The 18,341-nt window shown below is 38.5% G+C and carries 17 protein-coding genes; 10 read left to right on the forward strand and 7 right to left on the reverse strand.

The genetic code is table 11. The features are described 5' to 3' along the window. Positions 1-296 precede the first annotated feature (296 nt). A complete protein-coding gene (locus tag EL17_RS17100) occupies positions 297-2,036 on the forward strand; it encodes an L-aspartate oxidase (RefSeq protein WP_035076880.1) in 1,740 nt (579 codons plus the stop codon). Between the two features lie 180 nt (positions 2,037-2,216). Here the strand turns inward: EL17_RS17100 and EL17_RS17105 are convergent, their stop codons facing one another. The 3 genes from EL17_RS17105 to EL17_RS17115 all read right to left on the reverse strand — a co-directional run bounded on the left by EL17_RS17105 (position 2,217) and on the right by EL17_RS17115 (position 5,087). Then, positions 2,217-3,197 carry a pyruvate dehydrogenase complex E1 component subunit beta gene (locus tag EL17_RS17105; protein WP_035076882.1) on the reverse strand — a complete coding sequence of 327 codons (981 nt, stop codon included), beginning with the start codon at positions 3,195-3,197 and terminating at the stop codon, positions 2,217-2,219. Between the two features lie 116 nt (positions 3,198-3,313). Beyond that, the gene (locus tag EL17_RS17110; protein ID WP_316932673.1) at positions 3,314-4,681 is read right to left on the reverse strand and encodes an NAD-dependent succinate-semialdehyde dehydrogenase; all 1,368 of its coding nucleotides are present in this window, start codon (positions 4,679-4,681) and stop codon (positions 3,314-3,316) included. Position 4,682: 1 nt separating this feature from the next. Further along, a complete protein-coding gene (locus tag EL17_RS17115) occupies positions 4,683-5,087 on the reverse strand; it encodes a rhodanese-like domain-containing protein (protein ID WP_051720076.1) in 405 nt (134 codons plus the stop codon). Positions 5,088-5,159: 72 nt separating this feature from the next. Here EL17_RS17115 and EL17_RS17120 point away from each other — a divergent pair, with 72 nt between their 5' ends. Beyond that, on the forward strand, positions 5,160-5,660 hold the full coding sequence (locus EL17_RS17120; RefSeq protein WP_035076884.1) for a metallophosphoesterase family protein: 501 nt from the start codon (positions 5,160-5,162) through the stop codon (positions 5,658-5,660). A 54-nt stretch (positions 5,661-5,714) separates the two neighbouring features. On the opposite strand, the gene EL17_RS23595 is transcribed toward EL17_RS17120, so the two are convergent. After that, positions 5,715-5,861 (reverse strand): hypothetical protein, encoded by a 147-nt coding sequence (locus tag EL17_RS23595; RefSeq protein ID WP_164675134.1) that lies wholly within the window; start codon positions 5,859-5,861, stop codon positions 5,715-5,717. A gap of 451 nt (positions 5,862-6,312) precedes the next feature. On the opposite strand from EL17_RS23595, the gene hisS reads away from it, so the two are divergent. After that, entirely contained in the window at positions 6,313-7,677 is a 1,365-nt protein-coding gene (gene hisS / locus EL17_RS17125) for a histidine--tRNA ligase (protein WP_035076886.1), read from the forward strand. Between the two features lie 62 nt (positions 7,678-7,739). On the opposite strand, the gene EL17_RS17130 is transcribed toward hisS, so the two are convergent. After that, a complete protein-coding gene (locus tag EL17_RS17130; RefSeq protein ID WP_240486009.1) occupies positions 7,740-8,027 on the reverse strand; it encodes a hypothetical protein in 288 nt (95 codons plus the stop codon). Positions 8,028-8,228: 201 nt separating this feature from the next. Here EL17_RS17130 and EL17_RS17135 point away from each other — a divergent pair, with 201 nt between their 5' ends. Beyond that, on the forward strand, positions 8,229-8,564 hold the full coding sequence (locus EL17_RS17135) for a YbaB/EbfC family nucleoid-associated protein (RefSeq protein ID WP_035076888.1): 336 nt from the start codon (positions 8,229-8,231) through the stop codon (positions 8,562-8,564). Between the two features lie 79 nt (positions 8,565-8,643). Then, positions 8,644-9,648, forward strand: coding sequence for a glycosyltransferase family 2 protein (locus EL17_RS17140; protein ID WP_035076890.1), 1,005 nt, complete (start codon positions 8,644-8,646; stop codon positions 9,646-9,648). Position 9,649: 1 nt separating this feature from the next. Here EL17_RS17140 and EL17_RS17145 read toward each other — a convergent pair whose 3' ends face one another. Further along, on the reverse strand, positions 9,650-9,868 hold the full coding sequence (locus tag EL17_RS17145; protein WP_035076892.1) for a PspC family transcriptional regulator: 219 nt from the start codon (positions 9,866-9,868) through the stop codon (positions 9,650-9,652). A gap of 80 nt (positions 9,869-9,948) precedes the next feature. Between EL17_RS17145 and EL17_RS17150 the strand changes: the two genes are divergently transcribed. Both EL17_RS17150 and EL17_RS17155 read left to right on the forward strand, forming a co-directional pair. Beyond that, complete coding sequence (locus tag EL17_RS17150; protein ID WP_051720078.1) at positions 9,949-11,763, forward strand: OmpA family protein; 1,815 nt, start codon at positions 9,949-9,951, stop codon at positions 11,761-11,763. Positions 11,764-11,944: 181 nt separating this feature from the next. Then, a complete protein-coding gene (locus EL17_RS17155) occupies positions 11,945-12,406 on the forward strand; it encodes a CBS domain-containing protein (RefSeq protein WP_035076896.1) in 462 nt (153 codons plus the stop codon). A 6-nt stretch (positions 12,407-12,412) separates the two neighbouring features. Here EL17_RS17155 and EL17_RS17160 read toward each other — a convergent pair whose 3' ends face one another. Beyond that, complete coding sequence (locus EL17_RS17160) at positions 12,413-13,183, reverse strand: YdcF family protein (RefSeq protein WP_035076898.1); 771 nt, start codon at positions 13,181-13,183, stop codon at positions 12,413-12,415. A gap of 250 nt (positions 13,184-13,433) precedes the next feature. On the opposite strand from EL17_RS17160, the gene EL17_RS17165 reads away from it, so the two are divergent. The 3 genes from EL17_RS17165 to EL17_RS17175 all read left to right on the forward strand — a co-directional run bounded on the left by EL17_RS17165 (position 13,434) and on the right by EL17_RS17175 (position 18,240). Continuing rightward, positions 13,434-13,643, forward strand: coding sequence for a PLDc N-terminal domain-containing protein (locus EL17_RS17165; RefSeq protein WP_035076900.1), 210 nt, complete (start codon positions 13,434-13,436; stop codon positions 13,641-13,643). A 403-nt stretch (positions 13,644-14,046) separates the two neighbouring features. After that, a complete protein-coding gene (locus tag EL17_RS17170) occupies positions 14,047-15,186 on the forward strand; it encodes a DUF4221 family protein (RefSeq protein ID WP_164675135.1) in 1,140 nt (379 codons plus the stop codon). Positions 15,187-15,291: 105 nt separating this feature from the next. Further along, positions 15,292-18,240 carry an FAD-binding and (Fe-S)-binding domain-containing protein gene (locus EL17_RS17175; protein ID WP_035076905.1) on the forward strand — a complete coding sequence of 983 codons (2,949 nt, stop codon included), beginning with the start codon at positions 15,292-15,294 and terminating at the stop codon, positions 18,238-18,240. Positions 18,241-18,341: the final 101 nt, after the last annotated feature.

Below are 18,341 nucleotides of genomic sequence, written 5' to 3' on the forward strand. Positions count from 1 at the left end.
TTTAGGTTGCGAAGTGGTATTTAAAGTATTAAACCCTCGAATATTAACAGTCGGTAATCAGGTATAAAAAAATGTTGTTTTCCCATATGACCACGTAGTCTTACTATTTATAGAGCAGACCATGCCAATGAGGTTTTCCAAATAAATAATTGAATTAATTTTACTATGTATAATACGTTTCACTGTGTCAAATATAAGGAGGTGATTTGCAGCTGTTCATCATGCTATAAAAACAAAGTGGCTGGAGAATGCTTATTAGTATGTATAGGTTGAATAATTGAAATTTGTAGATAGACATGTTTTCATTTAAAATATCAAAAGAAATCAAAACGGAAGTCCTGATTGTAGGGGCTGGGGCTGCTGGGATACGCACAGCAATAGCCCTTAAAGATCACGGAATATCACCGATTTTAGTTTCCAAACGTGAGTTTGGCGATGCCCATACCTGGATGGCAGCAGGTGGTATCAATGCTTCTATAGGCACCCTGGATAATGAGGACCGATGGGAAATCCATGCTGCAGATACTCTAAGAGAGGGCCATTTTATTAATGATCCGAAGGCAGTAGAATCCGTATGTAAAAATGCAGTGGAAGCTATAAAGGAATTGGAAGAATGGGGATGTCCTTTCAATAAAACAAAGGATGGTAAAATCAACCAAAGATTTTTCGGAGCTCAATCTTTTAGAAGAACCTGTTTTGTAGGTGATAAAACAGGAAGGGCCATTTTGGATACTCTCGTGGATCAGGCAAAAAAAAGAGATATTACCTGCCTTGACGGAGTTTATATATTTAAAATTGTCCATAAAGAAGGAAAAGTTATAGGCGCACTGGGTCTGGATAAAAAAAATCAGGAAGTTACCTTCTTCCATTCTTCATATGTAGTGCTCGCTGCAGGAGGATATGCTTCTATTTACAATAAATCATCATCCCGAAAGGATGAAAACATAGGCGACAACATTCAACTAGCCTATGAAGCAGGCGCCAGGCTTAAGGATATGGAGATGGTGCAGTTTCATCCTACGGGCATGGTCTATCCAGAAGAATATCTAGGAAAACTGGTGACAGAAGCAGTAAGGGGAGAAGGGGGTCACCTCTTGAATAAGCATAAAGAAAGGTTTATGACCCAATACTCACCTGAAATGATGGAACTGGATGCCAGGGATGAAGTGGCGCGTGCTATAGCCAAAGAAATTTCCCAGGGAAACGGTACGGAAAATCAGGGAGTCTATCTGGATATTTCACATAAAAATGAGGATTTTATTAAGTCCAGATTGCCTAAAATGTATGAACGCTTTAAGGAGCTAGATATTGACATAAGCAAAGAACCAATGGAAGTAGCCCCTACCAGTCACTATTCTATGGGGGGAATAGAAGTGGATTTTGAAAATGGAGCTACCAATGTGGCTGGATTGTATGCAGTAGGGGAGGCTACCAGTGGTTTACATGGTGCTAATAGGCTGGGAGGAAATTCGCTTATAGAAACGGTAGTGCTCGGGAAGCTAACCGGCGAAAACATAGCTAAAGTTTTCCGTTCAGATACCCATATAGACTATCCATCGGGCCTTCTGGAATCTTTGGAAAACAGCTTAATGAAAAAAAACTATTTAAAAAGGCCTCAGGATATGATGGACACAGTCAAAGACATGATGTGGAAGCATGCTGGCATATTGCGAAATGAAAGTTTATTGGACGAGGGTATAGAAAAACTGGAAAAAATCAAATCCGAATTCCGGGTTCATTCTATATCAGGTTCAGAGTTGTCATTTGAAGAATGGTGGCTGAATTTCGATCTGATAAATATTGTTATTTCATCTGAGTTGGTACTTAAAGCTGCATTGATCAGGAAAGAATCAAGAGGGGCTCATTATAGAGAAGATTATCCTGATACAGAAGATGACTATCAGTTAAATTTAATCTGTTTTAAAAACAAAAACAATGAAATTACTATAGAAACCAAACCGTCCGGAAAAATCAGTGAGGGTGTTCAAGAAGCTTTGGATGAGAATCATTCACTGGACTATCACCAGCTGGAGTAGTCATTCACGCCGATTTCAGAAGCGGCGTGCTGAAACACGCTGAAAAAATAATTCTAATATTAATAGCGACCCTAAGCATAAAAAGATGCCTATATACTTTGTAAAGCATTAAGGCATCTTTTTATATATTTTTTATGAGTTTATCCGTGGATTATAAGAATGCGGATAAGACCCTAAGCATCATTTCTTATAACAAACCTGCTTGATAGCATCTACCGTTCTTTTAGCGTTTGGCAAAGTAGCTTCGATATAAGGACCGGAATAACTCAACGGTATATCCATGCTGTTCACCCTAAGAACAGGAGCATCTAAATAATCGAAAGCATGTCTTTGTATATTAAATGCCAGATCAGTTGCCAAAGAGGCCACCGGATTTGCTTCTTCCACTATGACACACCTATTGGTCTTTTTTACCGACTCGATTAATGTAGGATAATCTATTGGTCTGATAGTCCTTAGATCAATGACTTCGGCATCTATTCCGTCTTTAGCTACGATATCAGCTGCTTCAAAAGCTACTTTCATCATTTTGCCAAAAGAGATTATAGTGACATCTTTACCTTTCTTTTTTACTTCAGCTACTCCTAAAGGAAGCAGGTATTCACCTTCTGGTACTTCACCTTTATCACCGTACATAAGTTCTGACTCCATAAAGATCACAGGGTCATTATCTCTTATGGACGCCTTCAAAAGTCCTTTGGCATCATATGGAGTAGAAGGAACCACTACTTTTAGTCCAGGCGTATTGGCATACCAATTTTCAAAATTAGAAGAGTGCTGGGCACCAAGCTGGCCCGCATTGCCGGTAGCACCTCTAAATACAATAGGGCAATGGTATTGACCACCTGACATAGCTAAGATCTTAGCAGCAGAATTTATAATCTGATCGATGGCTACCAATGAAAAGTTAAAGGTCATAAATTCGATGATGGGCCGGAGTCCGTTTATGGCTGCTCCTACTCCCAAACCGGTAAAACCAAGTTCGGATATAGGGGTGTCATACATCCTTTCGGGACCGAACTCATCCAACATACCTTGGGTAACTTTATAAGCACCATTATATTCTGCTACTTCCTCGCCCATGACAAAAACATTTTTATCACGTCGCATTTCCTCGGACATAGCCTCTCTCAAAGCTTCTCTAAATTGTATTTCTCTCATGTATATGCCAAAATTTTATAGGCGTAAAAATATAAAGTTAATCTCCAAATACCAAAGCTAAATCAAAATGAGTAGCCATTACAATATAGATCTTACTGTTTTTTTAAATACTTGATTTATTCCCCTATAGATACTGTCTTTTTATTTACGAATTCTTTGATGCCCATTTCTGCCAATTCTCTGCCATACCCTGAGTTTTTTACTCCACCAAAGGGAAGATAGGGGCTAGAAGCCACGATCTGATTGATATAAACGGCTCCACTTTCTATTTTTCTGGCCATTTTCTCTGCCTTTATTTTATCTTTGGTCCAAAGTGACGCTCCCAGCCCAAATGCCGTATCATTGGCTATCCGCAGCGCTTCCTTTTCTCCATCGACTTTAAACATCACTGCTACCGGACCGAATAGTTCTTCTTTATAAGCGGGCATGTCTTCTGATATTCCTCCTAATATATAGGGTTTAAAGAATGCACTGCCTTTTATCGGTTTTTCTCCTTCTAATATAACTTCCGCCCCCATGTCTATGGATTTTTTTACCTGTGAGTATAGCTCTTCTGCCAGGTCGCGTCGCGCCATGCATGCATATTGGGCATCTTCATCCAATTGTTCACCCTGCTTCATGCCTTTTATTTCTTTTTTGAACAACTGCAGGAATTGATCGTAGACGGATGCTTCTATTATAAATCTTTTAGCCGCAATACAGCTTTGTCCAAAATTGACCATCCTTGATTTGGCAGCTGTTTTGGCGGCTGTTTCTATATCAGCGTCTTTCAGCACAATAAATGGATCACTTCCACCAAGTTCTAAAACTGTTTTTTTAAGCTGATCACCTGCTTGGGAAGCAATGATCCGACCTGCATTTTCACTTCCTGTAAGAGTGGCTGCTTTTACATCTTTATGTTTGATGATGTCTTCCACCAGATCAGAGGATATCAGTAGGGACTGAAAACAGCCTTCAGGAAATCCTGCTTCTCTGAACACATCTTCGATGGCCAAAGCACACTGAGGGACATTTGAAGCATGTTTTAAAATACCTACATTTCCAGCCATTAAATTAGGAGCGGCAAAACGGAAAACCTGCCAAAAGGGAAAATTCCAAGGCATCACTGCCAAGATGATACCCAGGGGATCATATACCACTTTAGCCTCTTTGTTTTCAGGCATTTCCAATGTTTCATCACTGAGAAATCCTTCTGCTTTTTCAGCATAATATTCACAGACCCAGGCACATTTTTCTACTTCTGCCTCTGCTTCTTTTATGACTTTACCCATTTCTAAAGAAATGATTTCAGCGTATTTTCTTTTGTTTACTTTCAGCACATTCGAGGCGTTAGTCATCAGACGGCTACGTTCAGCAAAAGTGGTTTCTCGCCACGCCAAAAAAACTTTCTGAGCTTTATCTATATTAATCATCACCTGTTCTTTGGTGTGCGGCTTATACTCTGTTAATGTTTCGTTATTATAGGGATTTATAGATTTCATCATTTTATGTTTGGGGGTGCACTATTTTTTTTCCTTTCTGACGCCAGTTTTGTAGTCCTCCTTTGAGTATATATACATGGGTAAAACCCATAGATTTCATAATTCTGGATACAGGAATGGTTTTTTCAGTTGTATTGCAATATATAAAATAGGGAAGATCTTTTCGCAGGTAATTCAGGTATGTTTCAAAGCTTTCATCCATACAATTGATAAAAATAGCGTCTTCCATATGACCATACTTTATCTCTTCTGTGCTCCTTACGTCTATGAGTACCGCATTGATGTTCTTTTTCAAACCACTTTCAAACTCCTGCGGATCCAATAGTTCCTCATTGCTCATAAAAGATGAATGGCAGGAGCCCAGTAGAAAGAGCAGGCAGGACATAAATATGGAAAACGGCTCTTTCATCTTTAGAAGCATTAAATTTTTTTCATCTTTGTAATGTAAACTAGATATTGTAATACTATTGTTTGATATAATATGAAAAAAATAGGTTTGATTTCCGATTCACATGGATATATAGATGAGAAAGTCATCGGGCATCTGGCTGATGTCGATGAGATTTGGCATGCCGGTGATGTAGGGGATATGGCTATCTTAAATCTTTTACCAGGGGATAAAAAGCTACGGGCGGTGTTTGGCAATATAGATGACCAGTTTGCCCGGATAAAATTTTTGGAGGAAGAAGTATTTGAAATTGAGGGGGTTAAAGTCTACATGGTGCATATAGGAGGAACTCCCCCCCGCTATGCAAAAGGGATTAAAAAAAGAATTCTGGAGATCAAACCCAAATTGTTTATTTGTGGTCATTCCCATATATGCAGGGTGGAGTTTGACCAAACTACTAAAAGTTTATATATGAATCCAGGTGCTATAGGCGTACAGGGTTTTCATCAGGTCAGGACGATGCTTAAATTTGAACTGGAAGATGGAGAAATAAAAAATCTGATAGCAGTAGAACTAGGTAAAAGGGCAAAATAAAAAGGGCTATGTTTCGACATTGCCCTTTTTATATCTTGTTAGAGAGACAATTTATTACTTATCAGAAAACTGGCTTTTTAATTCCTCAATATCTACATTTTTGATTACCGGTTTGGCATTCAATTGTTTGATCTTGATCACTCTAGTAGTCTGAGATTGTCTTTTTCTCTTTAATTTTCTTTTTAATGTAGTAACAGCCATTTTTATTCCTGTTTATATTTTTCAAATTGAGGTGCAAATATAAATAATATCTCTGAACAATAAGACTTTATTGATAAAATATCTTTAGTAGTCCAAAATAAGACTCAGGAGATGTGATATCAATTGATTTGTTTACGGATAAATAATGTGAATTTTTATGGTAAAGCCTATGGTATGGGAGCAGCTATATCCTCGAATGATGCATGTCGTTACATGATACAGTGTAGGTTCAATTGACTTCTGCTATTTCTTTAAAAAGGGCGTTTGGTCTAATAGCCTATATGCCTTCAGTATTTTGGACTGAAACGAAAATCGAATTTATGTACCATAGGGCATAAAAGAACTGTTCAGTGGATCATACATGAAACATATCCTGAAAAAGGTTGTCAGCTGCATAGATGAACCTATATTTATACGCCATTTTTTTTAACTTTGGGCAAAATTGAGACAAATGAGCATTCAAAAACCTTCATTGCCCAAGGGAACGCGAGATTTCGGCCCCCTAATCATGTCAAAAAGAAATTACATACTTGATACTATAAAGTCGACTTTTAAGCTGTTCGGTTTCCAGCAGCTTGAGACGCCATCTATGGAAAACCTCTCCGTTCTGACGGGTAAATATGGTGATGAAGGGGATCAGCTGCTGTATAAAATAGTCAATAGTGGCGATTTTCTTAAAAACGTCAGGGCTGAAGATATGATGGATGGAAGCCATCGGGTATTACCCAAAATTGCTGAAAAGGGATTGCGCTACGACCTTACTGTGCCATTTGCTCGGTATGTAGTAATGAACAGAAATGACATCACCTTCCCGTTCAAAAGATTTCAAATCCAGCCGGTATGGCGAGCAGATAGGCCTCAGCGGGGCCGGTATAGAGAATTTTATCAATGTGACGCGGATGTAGTAGGTACAGACAGTCTTATATGTGAGGCGGAGATCATATTAATGATCAAAAAAGTATTCAAGGAATTAAAGTTGACGGATTATAGCATAAAGATAAATAACAGAAAGATTCTCACCGGTATATCCGAGGTGATAGGGGAGCCAGGCAAGGAAAGCGAGCTGTGTGTCTGCATAGATAAGCTGGATAAAATAGGCTGGGCAAAGGTTCAGGAAGAACTGATCCAGAAAGGTTTTGGCGAGGAATCAATATCCAGGTTAGAACCCATTATCCATCTGCCCAAAGAAGATAAATTCAGCTATATGGCTGATTTCCTTAACCTGAGTGCAGTAGGTCTACAGGGGCTCAAGGAAGTAAAAGATGTATATGAATTACTGACAATGTCCGGTGCGTCTGAAGAGCATTTGGATTTTGATGTAGTTTTGGCAAGAGGCCTTAGTTATTATACCGGAGCTATATTTGAAGTCAAAGTAAATAATGTATCCATTGGGTCAGTGAGTGGAGGGGGGAGGTATGATAATCTTACTGGTGTGTTTGGTCTGGAAGGCGTTTCGGGAGTAGGTTTTTCTTTCGGAGTAGACAGGTTATATGATGTTTTAGAAGAATTGAACCTATTTCCACAGGATAGTCTAGAAACCACAGCAGTTATGATTGCCCATTTTGACCAAGAAGGGCTGGGGTATGGTTTAAAGGTCCTTTCTTTTTTGAGATCAGCTGGCATATGTGCTGAGATATATCCAGAGTCTGCCAAAATTAAGAAACAGTTTAACTATGCCGACAAGAAAAATATTCCTTTTGTAATTATAGTAGGATCAGACGAAATCTCCTCGGGAAAAGTGACTTTAAAGGATATGAAATCAGGAATCCAAACGCTTTTAACACTGGAAGAAGTTTCCAAAATCTTAAAAGGGTAAATAATAAGTAAAGCACCATTTTTCATATGGTGCTTTACATTTAATTATGGTGCAGGTGGGATTTAATTAATACCGTGTATCGCATTGATAGGAATATGCATGCCACCCTTTAATGTGATAAACCTGTCTCCTACGGCCCATACGGTAGTGTCGACTTCATATAATTTTTGATATTTGTCTTCAAAAACTATTTGAACTTTATTTTGTAATAAATTCCCGAGAATCAATGCACGATGTAGATCGGCGGCCCTCATTTTTTTGGCTTCAGGGGAATCAAGGACATCTGTCAAAGTGAATTTTAAGTCTTTTATATTCTCCTTATTGATTTTCTCCAATGTTTTCATATTCATAAATTTCGATTTGTTCCTGATTTTTAATTTAAACACAAAATACTAAAATTTGTTATATATATTAACGAATTGATCTATTTAAAATTTTATGGTAGTATAAAATTTTTTTATTTGTTTATATATCAAAATAATATTTTTTTTAAAATCAATCACGTGTAGTCTGAAATAATTATCTTTGTTTGTCATTTAAAAAAAGAAACTATGTTCGATTTCATGAATATTATGAATAAGGTGAAAGAAGCTCAGGCCAAAATGAAGGAAACTCAGGCTAAGCTGGTGCACCTAACAGCTGAAGGGGAGTCCGGCGGAGGTATGGTCAAGGTGATAGTGAATGGTCACCGTAAAGTCTTGGACATGCAGCTGGACGAAACCCTTATCAATCCAGATGATAAAGATATGCTGAAGGACCTCATAGTGGCCGCTACAAATAAGGCTTTTGAAGCTATAGAAGTTAAAATCAAAGAAGAAATGAAAAATGCCACAGATGGCATGATGCCCAATATACCTGGTATGGATCTGGGAAACATGTTTTCTTAATATTGCCCAAACTCCGCTATTCATTGGTAAAGAAGATATTTAAAAGCAGGCTGTTTATAGGTGCCCAAATAGACCATTTATGAAGGCAGCTATAGTTATCCTTAATTATAATGGGAAGGAAATGCTCAGGCAATTTCTTCCTTCGGTAATAAAGCATTCATCTGCAGATGTCATCATCGTGGATAATAAAAGTACAGATGGTTCGCTTGATTTTCTTTTAATGTCATATCCACAGATTAGGATCATATTAAATTCCAGAAATGAGGGCTATGCGGGGGGGTATAACCAAGGGCTATTCCAGTTAGGTGATCAGTATGAATACTTTATATTACTCAATTCAGATGTAGAAGTCACGGCGAACTGGGACAGTACCGTCCTATCTTTTTTAGATGATCATCCAGAGGTAGCAGGTGCCCAGCCAAAAATTTGTTCATATATTAATAGGTCATATTTCGATTATGCCGGAGCCAGTGGTGGTTTTTTGGATATGCTGGGATATCCTTATTGTAGGGGCAGAATTCTCCACACTGTAGAGGAGGATCTCAATCAATATGATGATGTTATAGAAATAGATTGGGCATCAGGAGCTGGATTTTTTATTAGAAGTAAGGTTTTTATGGACATGGGTGGGTTTGAACCAAAGTTTTTTGCCCATATGGAAGAAATCGATTTATGCTGGAGGGTGAGAGACCAAGGGATGAAGTTTATGGTAGTTCCCCAAAGTGTAATATATCATTTAGGCGGGGGAACGCTTTCAAAAGCAGACCCTTATAAAACCTTTCTGAATTTTAGGAATAATTTGTTTATGTTATACCGGAACACTACTGAAATCCGATTTTTATTAATTTTTCTTCTAAGAATCCTGTTAGATGCAGGAGCAGCCCTTCATATGCTGCTGACACATGGGAAAGATCATAGTGTAGCCATTATTAAGGCATACAGCGAATTTTTAAAGGAAAGAAGGGTAGTGAAAAAAAAGCCTTATTTGGCATCAAAATTGTCATTCGCACCCAGAGAAAAGAAAGTCTTTTCTATAATATGGACTTACTATATAAGAAAGAAAAAGATATTCTCTGGACGCTAAGTCAGTCGAACAAAACAGGATTATTCATTTTACGGAAATATTTTCTGATTTTCATCATCATTGCCATGCTGACATAGAGGATCACAGGAGATCCCAGCGTGATGAATGAAGAATAAATAAAAAACAATCTTATGCTATCAATGGGGAAATGCAGTTTTTCACCTAGTTTGGAGCAAACGCCGAATGCCCTGTTTTCAAAGAATATTTTAACTTTTTCCATATTCAATAGTCCGTTGGAAATACAATTAAGTGAATTTATTCGGTATTTACTAAAAAATCAAATATCCTAACGATATGTTTATGAACAAGGCTACTATTTTGACGATGTTGGGAGGAGTGATGGTGTTGACCGCTTGCTCTAATTTACAATCAATCGTGAACAAATCTGCCAATCAGCAAATTACAGTAAACCCAGATCCACTAATACTGCATGGCGACTCAGTAAAATTTGACTTGCAAGCCCGATTACCACAGCGTATGATGAATAATAGCGTCAGCTATACCATAGAGCCGCAGTATGAATATCAGAATCGTTTTCAGGAGGTGAATGGTCAGATCGTTTTTGATGGCGCCAGTGTAAGCAGAAATGAAACACCGGAAAGATCTCAGACCATGAGCTTTCCTTTCAGGGAAGGAATGGAAAATGGAAATTTAAATGTAGTAGGTAGGGTTTCCCACAAGAAAAAAGATAAGACGGCTTCTTCCGGCAGTACCAAAGTGGCGGATGGTATCATCACTACATCCAGGCTTACCAGGGTAGGACAGTATACCGGAGAAGGTGATATACCCATGCTTGGCATGTTTATGGGGCATAGTTATTCCGATCTAGCGGAAATAGAACCTACAGAAGTAGAATTTTATTTTGAACAGGGGAAATCTACACTCCGTCCAAGTGAAACTAATTCTGAAAGAGGAAAATACCTAAAAGCTTTTATAGCTGACAATAATATTACCAAAACGGTAACAATAACGGGAACACATTCTCCTGAAGGTAGTGAAAGAATAAATAGAGACCTTTCTAAAAATAGAGCTCAGCAAATAGAGAGATTTTATAGAGCTGAGATGGAAAGATATGATTATAGAGCTGAATCTCAGGAAGTCCAGTTTATTATCAAGCCAGTGGTAGATGATTGGTCTGACTTTAGGATATTGCTTGATGATTATGATGGGATCAGTGATGGAGAAAAGGAAGCCTACTTTGAGATAATAGGAGGGTCCGGGGATTTTGATGCTAAAGAACGGGCCATGCAGAGCCTGCCGTCTTACAGAACAGTATTTAATGATTTGTATCCTCAAATGAGAATTGCCAAAACGGAAATCCTTACTACTAAAGACAAAAAGTCAGAAGCTGAAATTTCCAGTTTGAGCAATCAAATTGTAAGAGGTAGCATAACTGCCGAAGAACTCACTGAAGATGAAATGGGCTATGCTGCTGCATTGGAACCTAGCCTTATCACCAAGCAGCGAATATATGAGAAGCAAGTTGAGGCCTATAATTCGCCGATGGCGCACAATAATCTGGGTGTGGTATATCTTAACCTTGCCAGAAGATCGGCTTCATCATCTGAAAGAAATGATTTGCTTAATAAAGCCATCAGGTCCTTTGAAGCAGCGAATGCTGAAGGTAAAAATGGGTATGCTACACATAATTTAGGTCAGGTATATTTATTAAGAGGAGATTATCAGACAGCCTATAAGCATTTATCAGATGCTTCAACTATGAGTACGGAGGATGATAATTTTGAACATGTTAATGACGGGATTCGAGGAGCTGTTGATATTTTGAATGGTGACTATAAATTAGCAACGCTACGTCTTAATAATGCCCCCGAGAATGAAGTGAACCTCTTTAACAAAGGCTTAGCTTATTTGCTAGCCGAAGACTATAGAAATGCGACCAATGCTTTTGAAGAAAGTGTGATGGTAAACAGGGAATTCGGATATGGGTACTATGGATTGGCCATCATAGCAGCAAGGGCTGAAGATGCACCAGTTGCCAATGAAAACATTAAAAAAGCTGCAGAAAGAAGCGCAGAGTTAAAAAGAAGAGCAGCAACAGATCTAGAGTTTAGAAAAATTAAGGATTCTTCTGAATTCAGAAATGCCATCAGGTAGCCTAATTTATACTTCTTGATATATAATATATAAAGCCCAATGATAGCATTGGGCTTTTTTTGATGTGCTAAATTTCATAAAATCATTTTATTGTTCTATATATGGTCGATTATATATGTGTAAAATTTTGATTTATGTAAATATAATAGTATATTAAATTTTTGAACCAAATAAAGAAGATATGGTAAAGAGCTATCAAGGGGTTAGAGTAGTTGAGGATAAAAAATACTTTAACCAACCCATGTGTGTGAAAGATTATATGGCAACTAATCTAATAACCTTTAAACCAGATGACAGTATCGAACATGTGCTAGGAATGCTGACCTCTAAAAAAATATCAGGTGGACCTGTAGTAGATGAAAATGGGAAACTGATAGGGATGATATCCGAAGGGGATTGTCTGAAGGAAATCATCAAAGGTAAATATAGCAATACCCCAAGTTTAATAGGTACAGTTAAAGAGCATATGACCACAGATGTACTGACTATGAATCCTGATTTAAATATTTTTGATGCTGCTGGACAATTTCTCAATATGAAAATACGCCGTTTTCCGGTTATGAGCCATGGTAACCTTATAGGTCAGATCAGTATAAGCGATATTATAAAAGGGGTTCAAAAAATGAAATCTACCACATGGTAGACCTTTTTATATGTATCCCAAAATTTTATAAATGATCATGCCCGCCCATTCCTTCACCAGCTTTTGCCATATGTTTATGGAATCAGATGATGGTTGAAAGAGTGACTGCCAGTTTGCGCTGTTGTCCGTACCATAGTAATCAACAGGGTAGGTGTCTGTTTGCATACCTATTTTGTCAAAACAGGCCTTTGACCTTTTCATATGAAAGGCTGAAGTAATGATCAGGTATCGGTCATTTAGGCCGTAACCTTTTTCTATTAGTTTTTCTTTTGCCAGCACAGCGTTTTCACGGGTATTCAGAGCTTGGCTTTCAATAATAACATCTTCTTTAGGTACACCAGCCGTATACATGAAATGAGCGAGCAGTTCTGCTTCCTTGTTATCATTAACATTATTAAAAGCCTCTCCTCCAGTGATCAATATTTTTTTGATTTTTCCGAGTTTGTAGAGTTGCATGGCATGCGTGGCCCTGTCCGCACCTCTGTCAAAAAATGTTCTGTCCGATGCTGTTTTATTGATATTGGTTACGCCTGTTAATACTATGCCTACTGGATATACGGGTAGTGTTTCTATAATTTCATAGTTTGGCTCCCATGCATTGGCAGCTTTATTGGCCAAAAACCTGTTGCTCAATAAGAAGAGTAAGATAAATGAAGCTACCAAAAGCTTTTTCCCTATTCTTCTGTTGATAAAAACGAGGCCAAGAAGAAATAGTACCATTACGAGGGTAAGCGGCAATATCAGAAAACTGAATAACTGGGAGAGTATATAGACCATAGCACTATTATCTATTTGTTACAAAAGTTTAAAATTGGTTCAATCGCAATTAATGGAAGTTGTCCAGTTATAGGATCAAGTCTAAGTTATATTCACGATTTTCCGCATTTTGGTCAAAGTATAATTTCTTTTAAATTTTCTCAATTCCTTTTTAAAATTAGATATTTTATAATTACATATTAAAATATGCTGATGTTTTTAACTTTAATAAAATAATAAGTATTTTTGGATAGATCAAAACAACCGAAATATGAAAAATTTTGATTTACCCCCTTTCTTATTTATGATCTGGCAGATAGCCGCGGTAATTATTCTGATATTCTTTATGGTATCTTTGGTAATGATCCTATCCAATAGGAAATTACCTACCAGAGAAAAAATGCTATGGATATGGGGTACATTTCTATTGCCTATATTAGGACCCTTGTTGTTTATGGTGTTTGGAAGGGAGGGAAAGTGACTTCAACTGCCTCGTGTCCAAGCAATGCAAGTTTGTCATTTTTTAATTTAATTAAACCCACAAAACAAGATGTTTATAATAGATATTGCTATATTAATGTAAATTTTAAAGTATCGGCTTGTTTTCGTCTCGATACCTAGGGTAGGCCATTCTTTTAAAATTCTTAGAATTTATTCTGTTATGAATTGAATTTTTAAAGTTATAAATGCAATATCCAGCATGATGTTCCTGTTGGATTTAGTTGACAGGATCATGATAAATCCCAATATTCTTCCTCTGTCATTTTTAACTAAAGTACAAAATTATTCTGACATGCCTTCGATTAGAATATTTTGATGAATCCAATTTTTGTAACTAAGTTTTTTTTATTAAATTGGTATGTGTTGTATAAATGACTTTAGAAATGGCCAAAATTATCAGAATTAAAAACTTGATTGTTTTTATAACAGTAGCAATTTTTGCTTGCAGTTCCCCGCAAAATAAGGAAAATATTAATGTAGGGGAGGTTTTTGAGCTAAAGGAAGATTTGAAAATTTTTGATTTGCCGGATGGCTGGGGGCACTTTAATCTGGTCTTTAAAAATCTGTCGGATGAAATTTATTTTTTTAATTATAATAATTTTTCCTTGGCAGCATTTGATAAAGAGAACCAAAATATGATTTTTCTGACAACCTTTGAAAGTGAAGGTCCGAATGGGGTAGATGGTCGGGTTCTCGATTTTACCATAGATGATGAAAAAAACATCTGGTTTTTTACGACTACTGACCAATTATACAAAATGAACTCCAATGGGGAAATATTAGAAAAGCACTCACTTGAAACCGGTGAGTTGATGGAAGAAAACATTTCTCTTTTGCCCAATAATTTTCAAAAAGTGGGGGATGTATTCTATTTCCCGGCATTTCCTATGGTTTTTAAGTGGACAGACCTTTCTGTGGATGAGCTCAGTAAACTACCCAATCTTGTATCCTATAATCTTCAAGACCAGACTTATGAAAAATTAAATTTTTATGACAGAGCCTATCTGGGGAATAACCTAAATAAGTTTATAATGCCCTTTCTGGGAAGAGGGAAGTCAGATGAAATTATAATCAATCATAACTATAAAGATATCTATGTATATCATCATGGCGAAGTAGATAAAATTGAAGCTTCATTATCCGAATTTTCCCCGTCTCCTCCGGTATCAGAGAGGGATATGTTTGATGATATGGAAGAAATAATGCGGATAATGCATCATACGGACAGTTATATGGCATTTTCTTATTTTCCAAAGCACCATATTTATGTCCGTACAGCTAAATTCGAGGAAATTCCGGAGGCTGCATCCGATAATATGAATTCTGATGTAGCTTCCAAATGGGCGCTTATCATTCTGGATGAGCAATATAATAAATTAGGTGAAATAAGCCTTCCAGAAAAAGGTGCTAACGGGGATTATATTTTTGACACACCCGAAGGTCTTTGGTTTTCTACAGATCACCCAGACAATCCTCAAATGGATGAAGACAAATTGCAATTTAGATTATTATCCAAAAATTAAACTTTAAGGATAATAAAGAAAGGGAATACACGATAATTGTAAAATCGGTAATTATTCTTTCGAAAAATTTAGGCATGCATAGCATCAATTGCTTATTTTTGGATTATGCCTAATATGATGCCTAACCTATTACCTTTGCTGGATAGTTTAGCGGCCCGGTTGGAAGGGGAGCTAAAATATGATTCACTGACCAAGACGCTTTATGCCACAGATGCTTCTGTTTATCGGGAAATGCCGCTGGCAGTGGCCTTTCCCAGATCAGATTCGGATCTGAAAAAACTCATTCACTTTGCCAGAGAAAATAAAACCTCACTGATCCCCAGGACGGCAGGAACCTCTCTGGCCGGCCAGTGTGTGGGTAATGGTATAGTAGTGGACGTATCCAAATATTTTACCAAAATTCTGGAGTTCAATAAAGAGGAGAAGTGGGTAAGGGTACAGCCGGGTGTAGTACGGGATGAACTGAATGCATTCCTAAAACCACATGGCCTATTCTTCAGCCCAATAACTTCTACGGCTAACCGGGCAATGATAGGAGGGATGGTAGGCAATAATTCCTGTGGAACCACCTCTATAGTCTATGGTACCACCCGAGAAAAAGTAATCAAATTGGATGTCCTCTTAAGCGATGGTTCAGAAGCAGTTTTTGAAGAATTGACCAAAGCTGAATTTGAGTCAAAGTGTAAATCTGATTCATTGGAAGGTAAACTTTACCGCCAAGTAAAGGAGGAACTTTCAGCTGCTGAAAATCAGAAAAATATAAACGAGCATTTTCCCAAAAAGTCCATCCATAGAAGAAATACGGGGTATGCAGTAGACTATCTTCTGGATTCAGATATATTTTCCGAAGTAGGCAAACCTTTCAATTTCTGCAAGCTATTAGCAGGATCAGAAGGAACTTTGGCCTTTACCACTGAAATTAAGCTTAATCTGGACCCGCTGCCGGATCCGGTGGAAGTAGTGGTAGCGGCCCACTTTGTATCTATCCACAGAAGTATGAAAGCCGCCCAGGTAGCGATGAAGCATCCTGCTACCGCAGTGGAGCTGATGGATAAGATTATCCTGGACTGCACTAAGGAGAGCCTGGAGTACAGTAAAAACCGATACTTCGTAGAAGGGGATCCCATGGCCCTGCTCATGGTGGAGTTCACCGGTAAAACTGAAGAGGAGGCAAGGGCAAAAGGTGAACTGCTGATAGAAGATCTCAAAAAAGCCGAGTTGGGATATGCGTATCCAATAATAGCCCCGGCACTTGTCAAATCTGCCTGGTCACTTAGGAGTGCGGGTCTTGGACTGCTGGCCAATATACCCGGCGACAGAAAAGCGGTGGCCTGTATCGAAGATACCGCGGTGGATATAGTGGACCTGGCTGACTATATAGATGAGTTTGATGAGATGATGAAGGCATATGGCCAGGAGCCTGTCCATTATGCCCATGCCGGTGCAGGGGAAATACACTTAAGGCCGATACTTGATCTGAAAAAGAAGGCGGACCAGGAGGAGTTTTATAAAATATCTGAAGACACAGCCAGACTTGTAAAGAAATATAATGGTTCTCTAAGTGGAGAGCATGGCGATGGAAGGGTGAGAGCTCCGTTCATACCGCTGATGGTAGGAGAGGAAAATTACCAGTTATTTCGACGTATTAAGTATACATGGGATCCTGAAAACATTTTCAATCCCGGTAAAATCGTTGATACAGCGCCTATGAATACATCGCTGCGCTATGAGCCGGATATGGTAACTCCGGTACACGACACTATCTTGAACTTTGGTCAAGTAGGAGGGATACTGCGTATGGCAGAGAAATGTAACGGCTCAGGGGACTGCCGAAAGCTGCCTACTTCGGGTGGGGGCACCATGTGCCCGAGTTATCAGGCGACCAGAAATGAAAGAGACTCCACCCGAGGCAGGGCAAATACCCTGCGTGAGTTTTTAAGCAGTGACATCCAGCCCAATGCGTTTGACCATAAAGAAATAAAAGAGGCTTTGGATCTATGTCTTTCCTGTAAAGGCTGTACAGCCGAGTGCCCCTCCAATGTGGACATGTCCACTATGAAGGCGGAGTTTCTTTACCAATACCAGAAGTCCAATGGTGTCCCATTAAGGTCAAAAGCATTTGCCTATATCAATGAATTGAATGAAATGGGTTCCAAAGTCAGTGGCATCTCGAATTTTTTCCTAGGTGGGAAACTGAGTGGAGGGATTATGAAGTCCGGTCTAAGGGTGGCTCAGCTGCGAAACCTGCCAAAGATCAGCAAGGTAAGCTTAAGAAAATGGTATGCAAAAAATTATGCTTTCTTATCTGGAAAAGCTAATGTTCTTAAACCCGTCTACCTTTTTATAGATGAATTTACCAATTATAACGATACCGAAATCGGTATAAAAGCTATTAAGCTACTGGTCCACTTGGGATATGATGTCAAAGTAATCCAGCATGAGGAAAGCGGCAGATCAGCCTTATCCAAAGGTTTACTGCCAAAAGCTAAAAGACATGCAGAAGCCAATATTCGGGCATTTGGTGACCTCATAGATGGGGATACACCATTGATCGGGATAGAACCATCAGCCATTCTTAGTTTTAGGGACGAATATCCCCGCCTGGTAGGGGAGGATCTGATAGAGAAAGCCAAGCACCTTAAATTCCATACCCTCTTGATCGATGAATTTATCGGCAGGGAGATAGCCTCGGGTAATATTAAGGCGGAAAGTTTTACAGATAAAAGCGAGCATATAAAACTTCATGGCCACTGCCATCAAAAGGCCCTGTCACCCCTCAGCTGGACTCAAAAGTTGTTGTCTTTACCAAAAAACTACACTGTTGAAATCATCCCATCAGGCTGCTGCGGAATGGCGGGTTCGTTCGGGTATGAAGCAGAGCATTATGACGTCAGCATGCAGATAGGGGAGATGGTACTTTTCCCATCGGTGAGGGCTGCTGCAGCGGAAACATTGATAGCCGCACCCGGTACTTCTTGTAGGCACCAGATTGCTGATGGGACTGGCAGGAAGGCCAAGCATCCGGTTGAGATACTATGGGAAGCTTTGATATGAATTCAGATTTATTATTTTAGTTTTAGGTTAGCGCTTTCAAGAATTATAATCAGACGTAGCCATCATTTTAAGTTCATATTAGTTTCATTATTTCTCTGGTT

Origin of the sequence: Anditalea andensis (genome assembly GCF_000714815.1) — a bacterium.
In the GTDB taxonomy this organism is placed as follows: Bacteria; Bacteroidota; Bacteroidia; order Cytophagales; family Cyclobacteriaceae; genus Anditalea; species Anditalea andensis.

Excerpts from the sequence above, each read along its gene's own strand:
- EL17_RS17105 (WP_035076882.1), bottom strand. The coding sequence starts at position 3,197 with ATGAGAGAAATACAATTTAGAGAAGCTTTGAGAGAGGCTATGTCCGAG.
- EL17_RS23595 (WP_164675134.1), bottom strand. The coding sequence starts at position 5,861 with ATGGCTGTTACTACATTAAAAAGAAAATTAAAGAGAAAAAGACAATCT.
- EL17_RS17175 (WP_035076905.1), top strand. The coding sequence starts at position 15,292 with ATGCCTAATATGATGCCTAACCTATTACCTTTGCTGGATAGTTTAGCG.
- EL17_RS17140 (WP_035076890.1), top strand. The coding sequence starts at position 8,644 with ATGAAGGCAGCTATAGTTATCCTTAATTATAATGGGAAGGAAATGCTC.
- EL17_RS17130 (WP_240486009.1), bottom strand. The coding sequence starts at position 8,027 with ATGAATATGAAAACATTGGAGAAAATCAATAAGGAGAATATAAAAGAC.
- EL17_RS17150 (WP_051720078.1), top strand. The coding sequence starts at position 9,949 with ATGAACAAGGCTACTATTTTGACGATGTTGGGAGGAGTGATGGTGTTG.
- hisS (WP_035076886.1), top strand. The coding sequence starts at position 6,313 with ATGAGCATTCAAAAACCTTCATTGCCCAAGGGAACGCGAGATTTCGGC.
- EL17_RS17170 (WP_164675135.1), top strand. The coding sequence starts at position 14,047 with ATGGCCAAAATTATCAGAATTAAAAACTTGATTGTTTTTATAACAGTA.
- EL17_RS17135 (WP_035076888.1), top strand. The coding sequence starts at position 8,229 with ATGTTCGATTTCATGAATATTATGAATAAGGTGAAAGAAGCTCAGGCC.
- EL17_RS17100 (WP_035076880.1), top strand. The coding sequence starts at position 297 with ATGTTTTCATTTAAAATATCAAAAGAAATCAAAACGGAAGTCCTGATT.
- EL17_RS17115 (WP_051720076.1), bottom strand. The coding sequence starts at position 5,087 with ATGAAAGAGCCGTTTTCCATATTTATGTCCTGCCTGCTCTTTCTACTG.
- EL17_RS17110 (WP_316932673.1), bottom strand. The coding sequence starts at position 4,681 with ATGATGAAATCTATAAATCCCTATAATAACGAAACATTAACAGAGTAT.
- EL17_RS17165 (WP_035076900.1), top strand. The coding sequence starts at position 13,434 with ATGAAAAATTTTGATTTACCCCCTTTCTTATTTATGATCTGGCAGATA.
- EL17_RS17120 (WP_035076884.1), top strand. The coding sequence starts at position 5,160 with ATGAAAAAAATAGGTTTGATTTCCGATTCACATGGATATATAGATGAG.
- EL17_RS17155 (WP_035076896.1), top strand. The coding sequence starts at position 11,945 with ATGGTAAAGAGCTATCAAGGGGTTAGAGTAGTTGAGGATAAAAAATAC.
- EL17_RS17145 (WP_035076892.1), bottom strand. The coding sequence starts at position 9,868 with ATGGAAAAAGTTAAAATATTCTTTGAAAACAGGGCATTCGGCGTTTGC.
- EL17_RS17160 (WP_035076898.1), bottom strand. The coding sequence starts at position 13,183 with ATGGTCTATATACTCTCCCAGTTATTCAGTTTTCTGATATTGCCGCTT.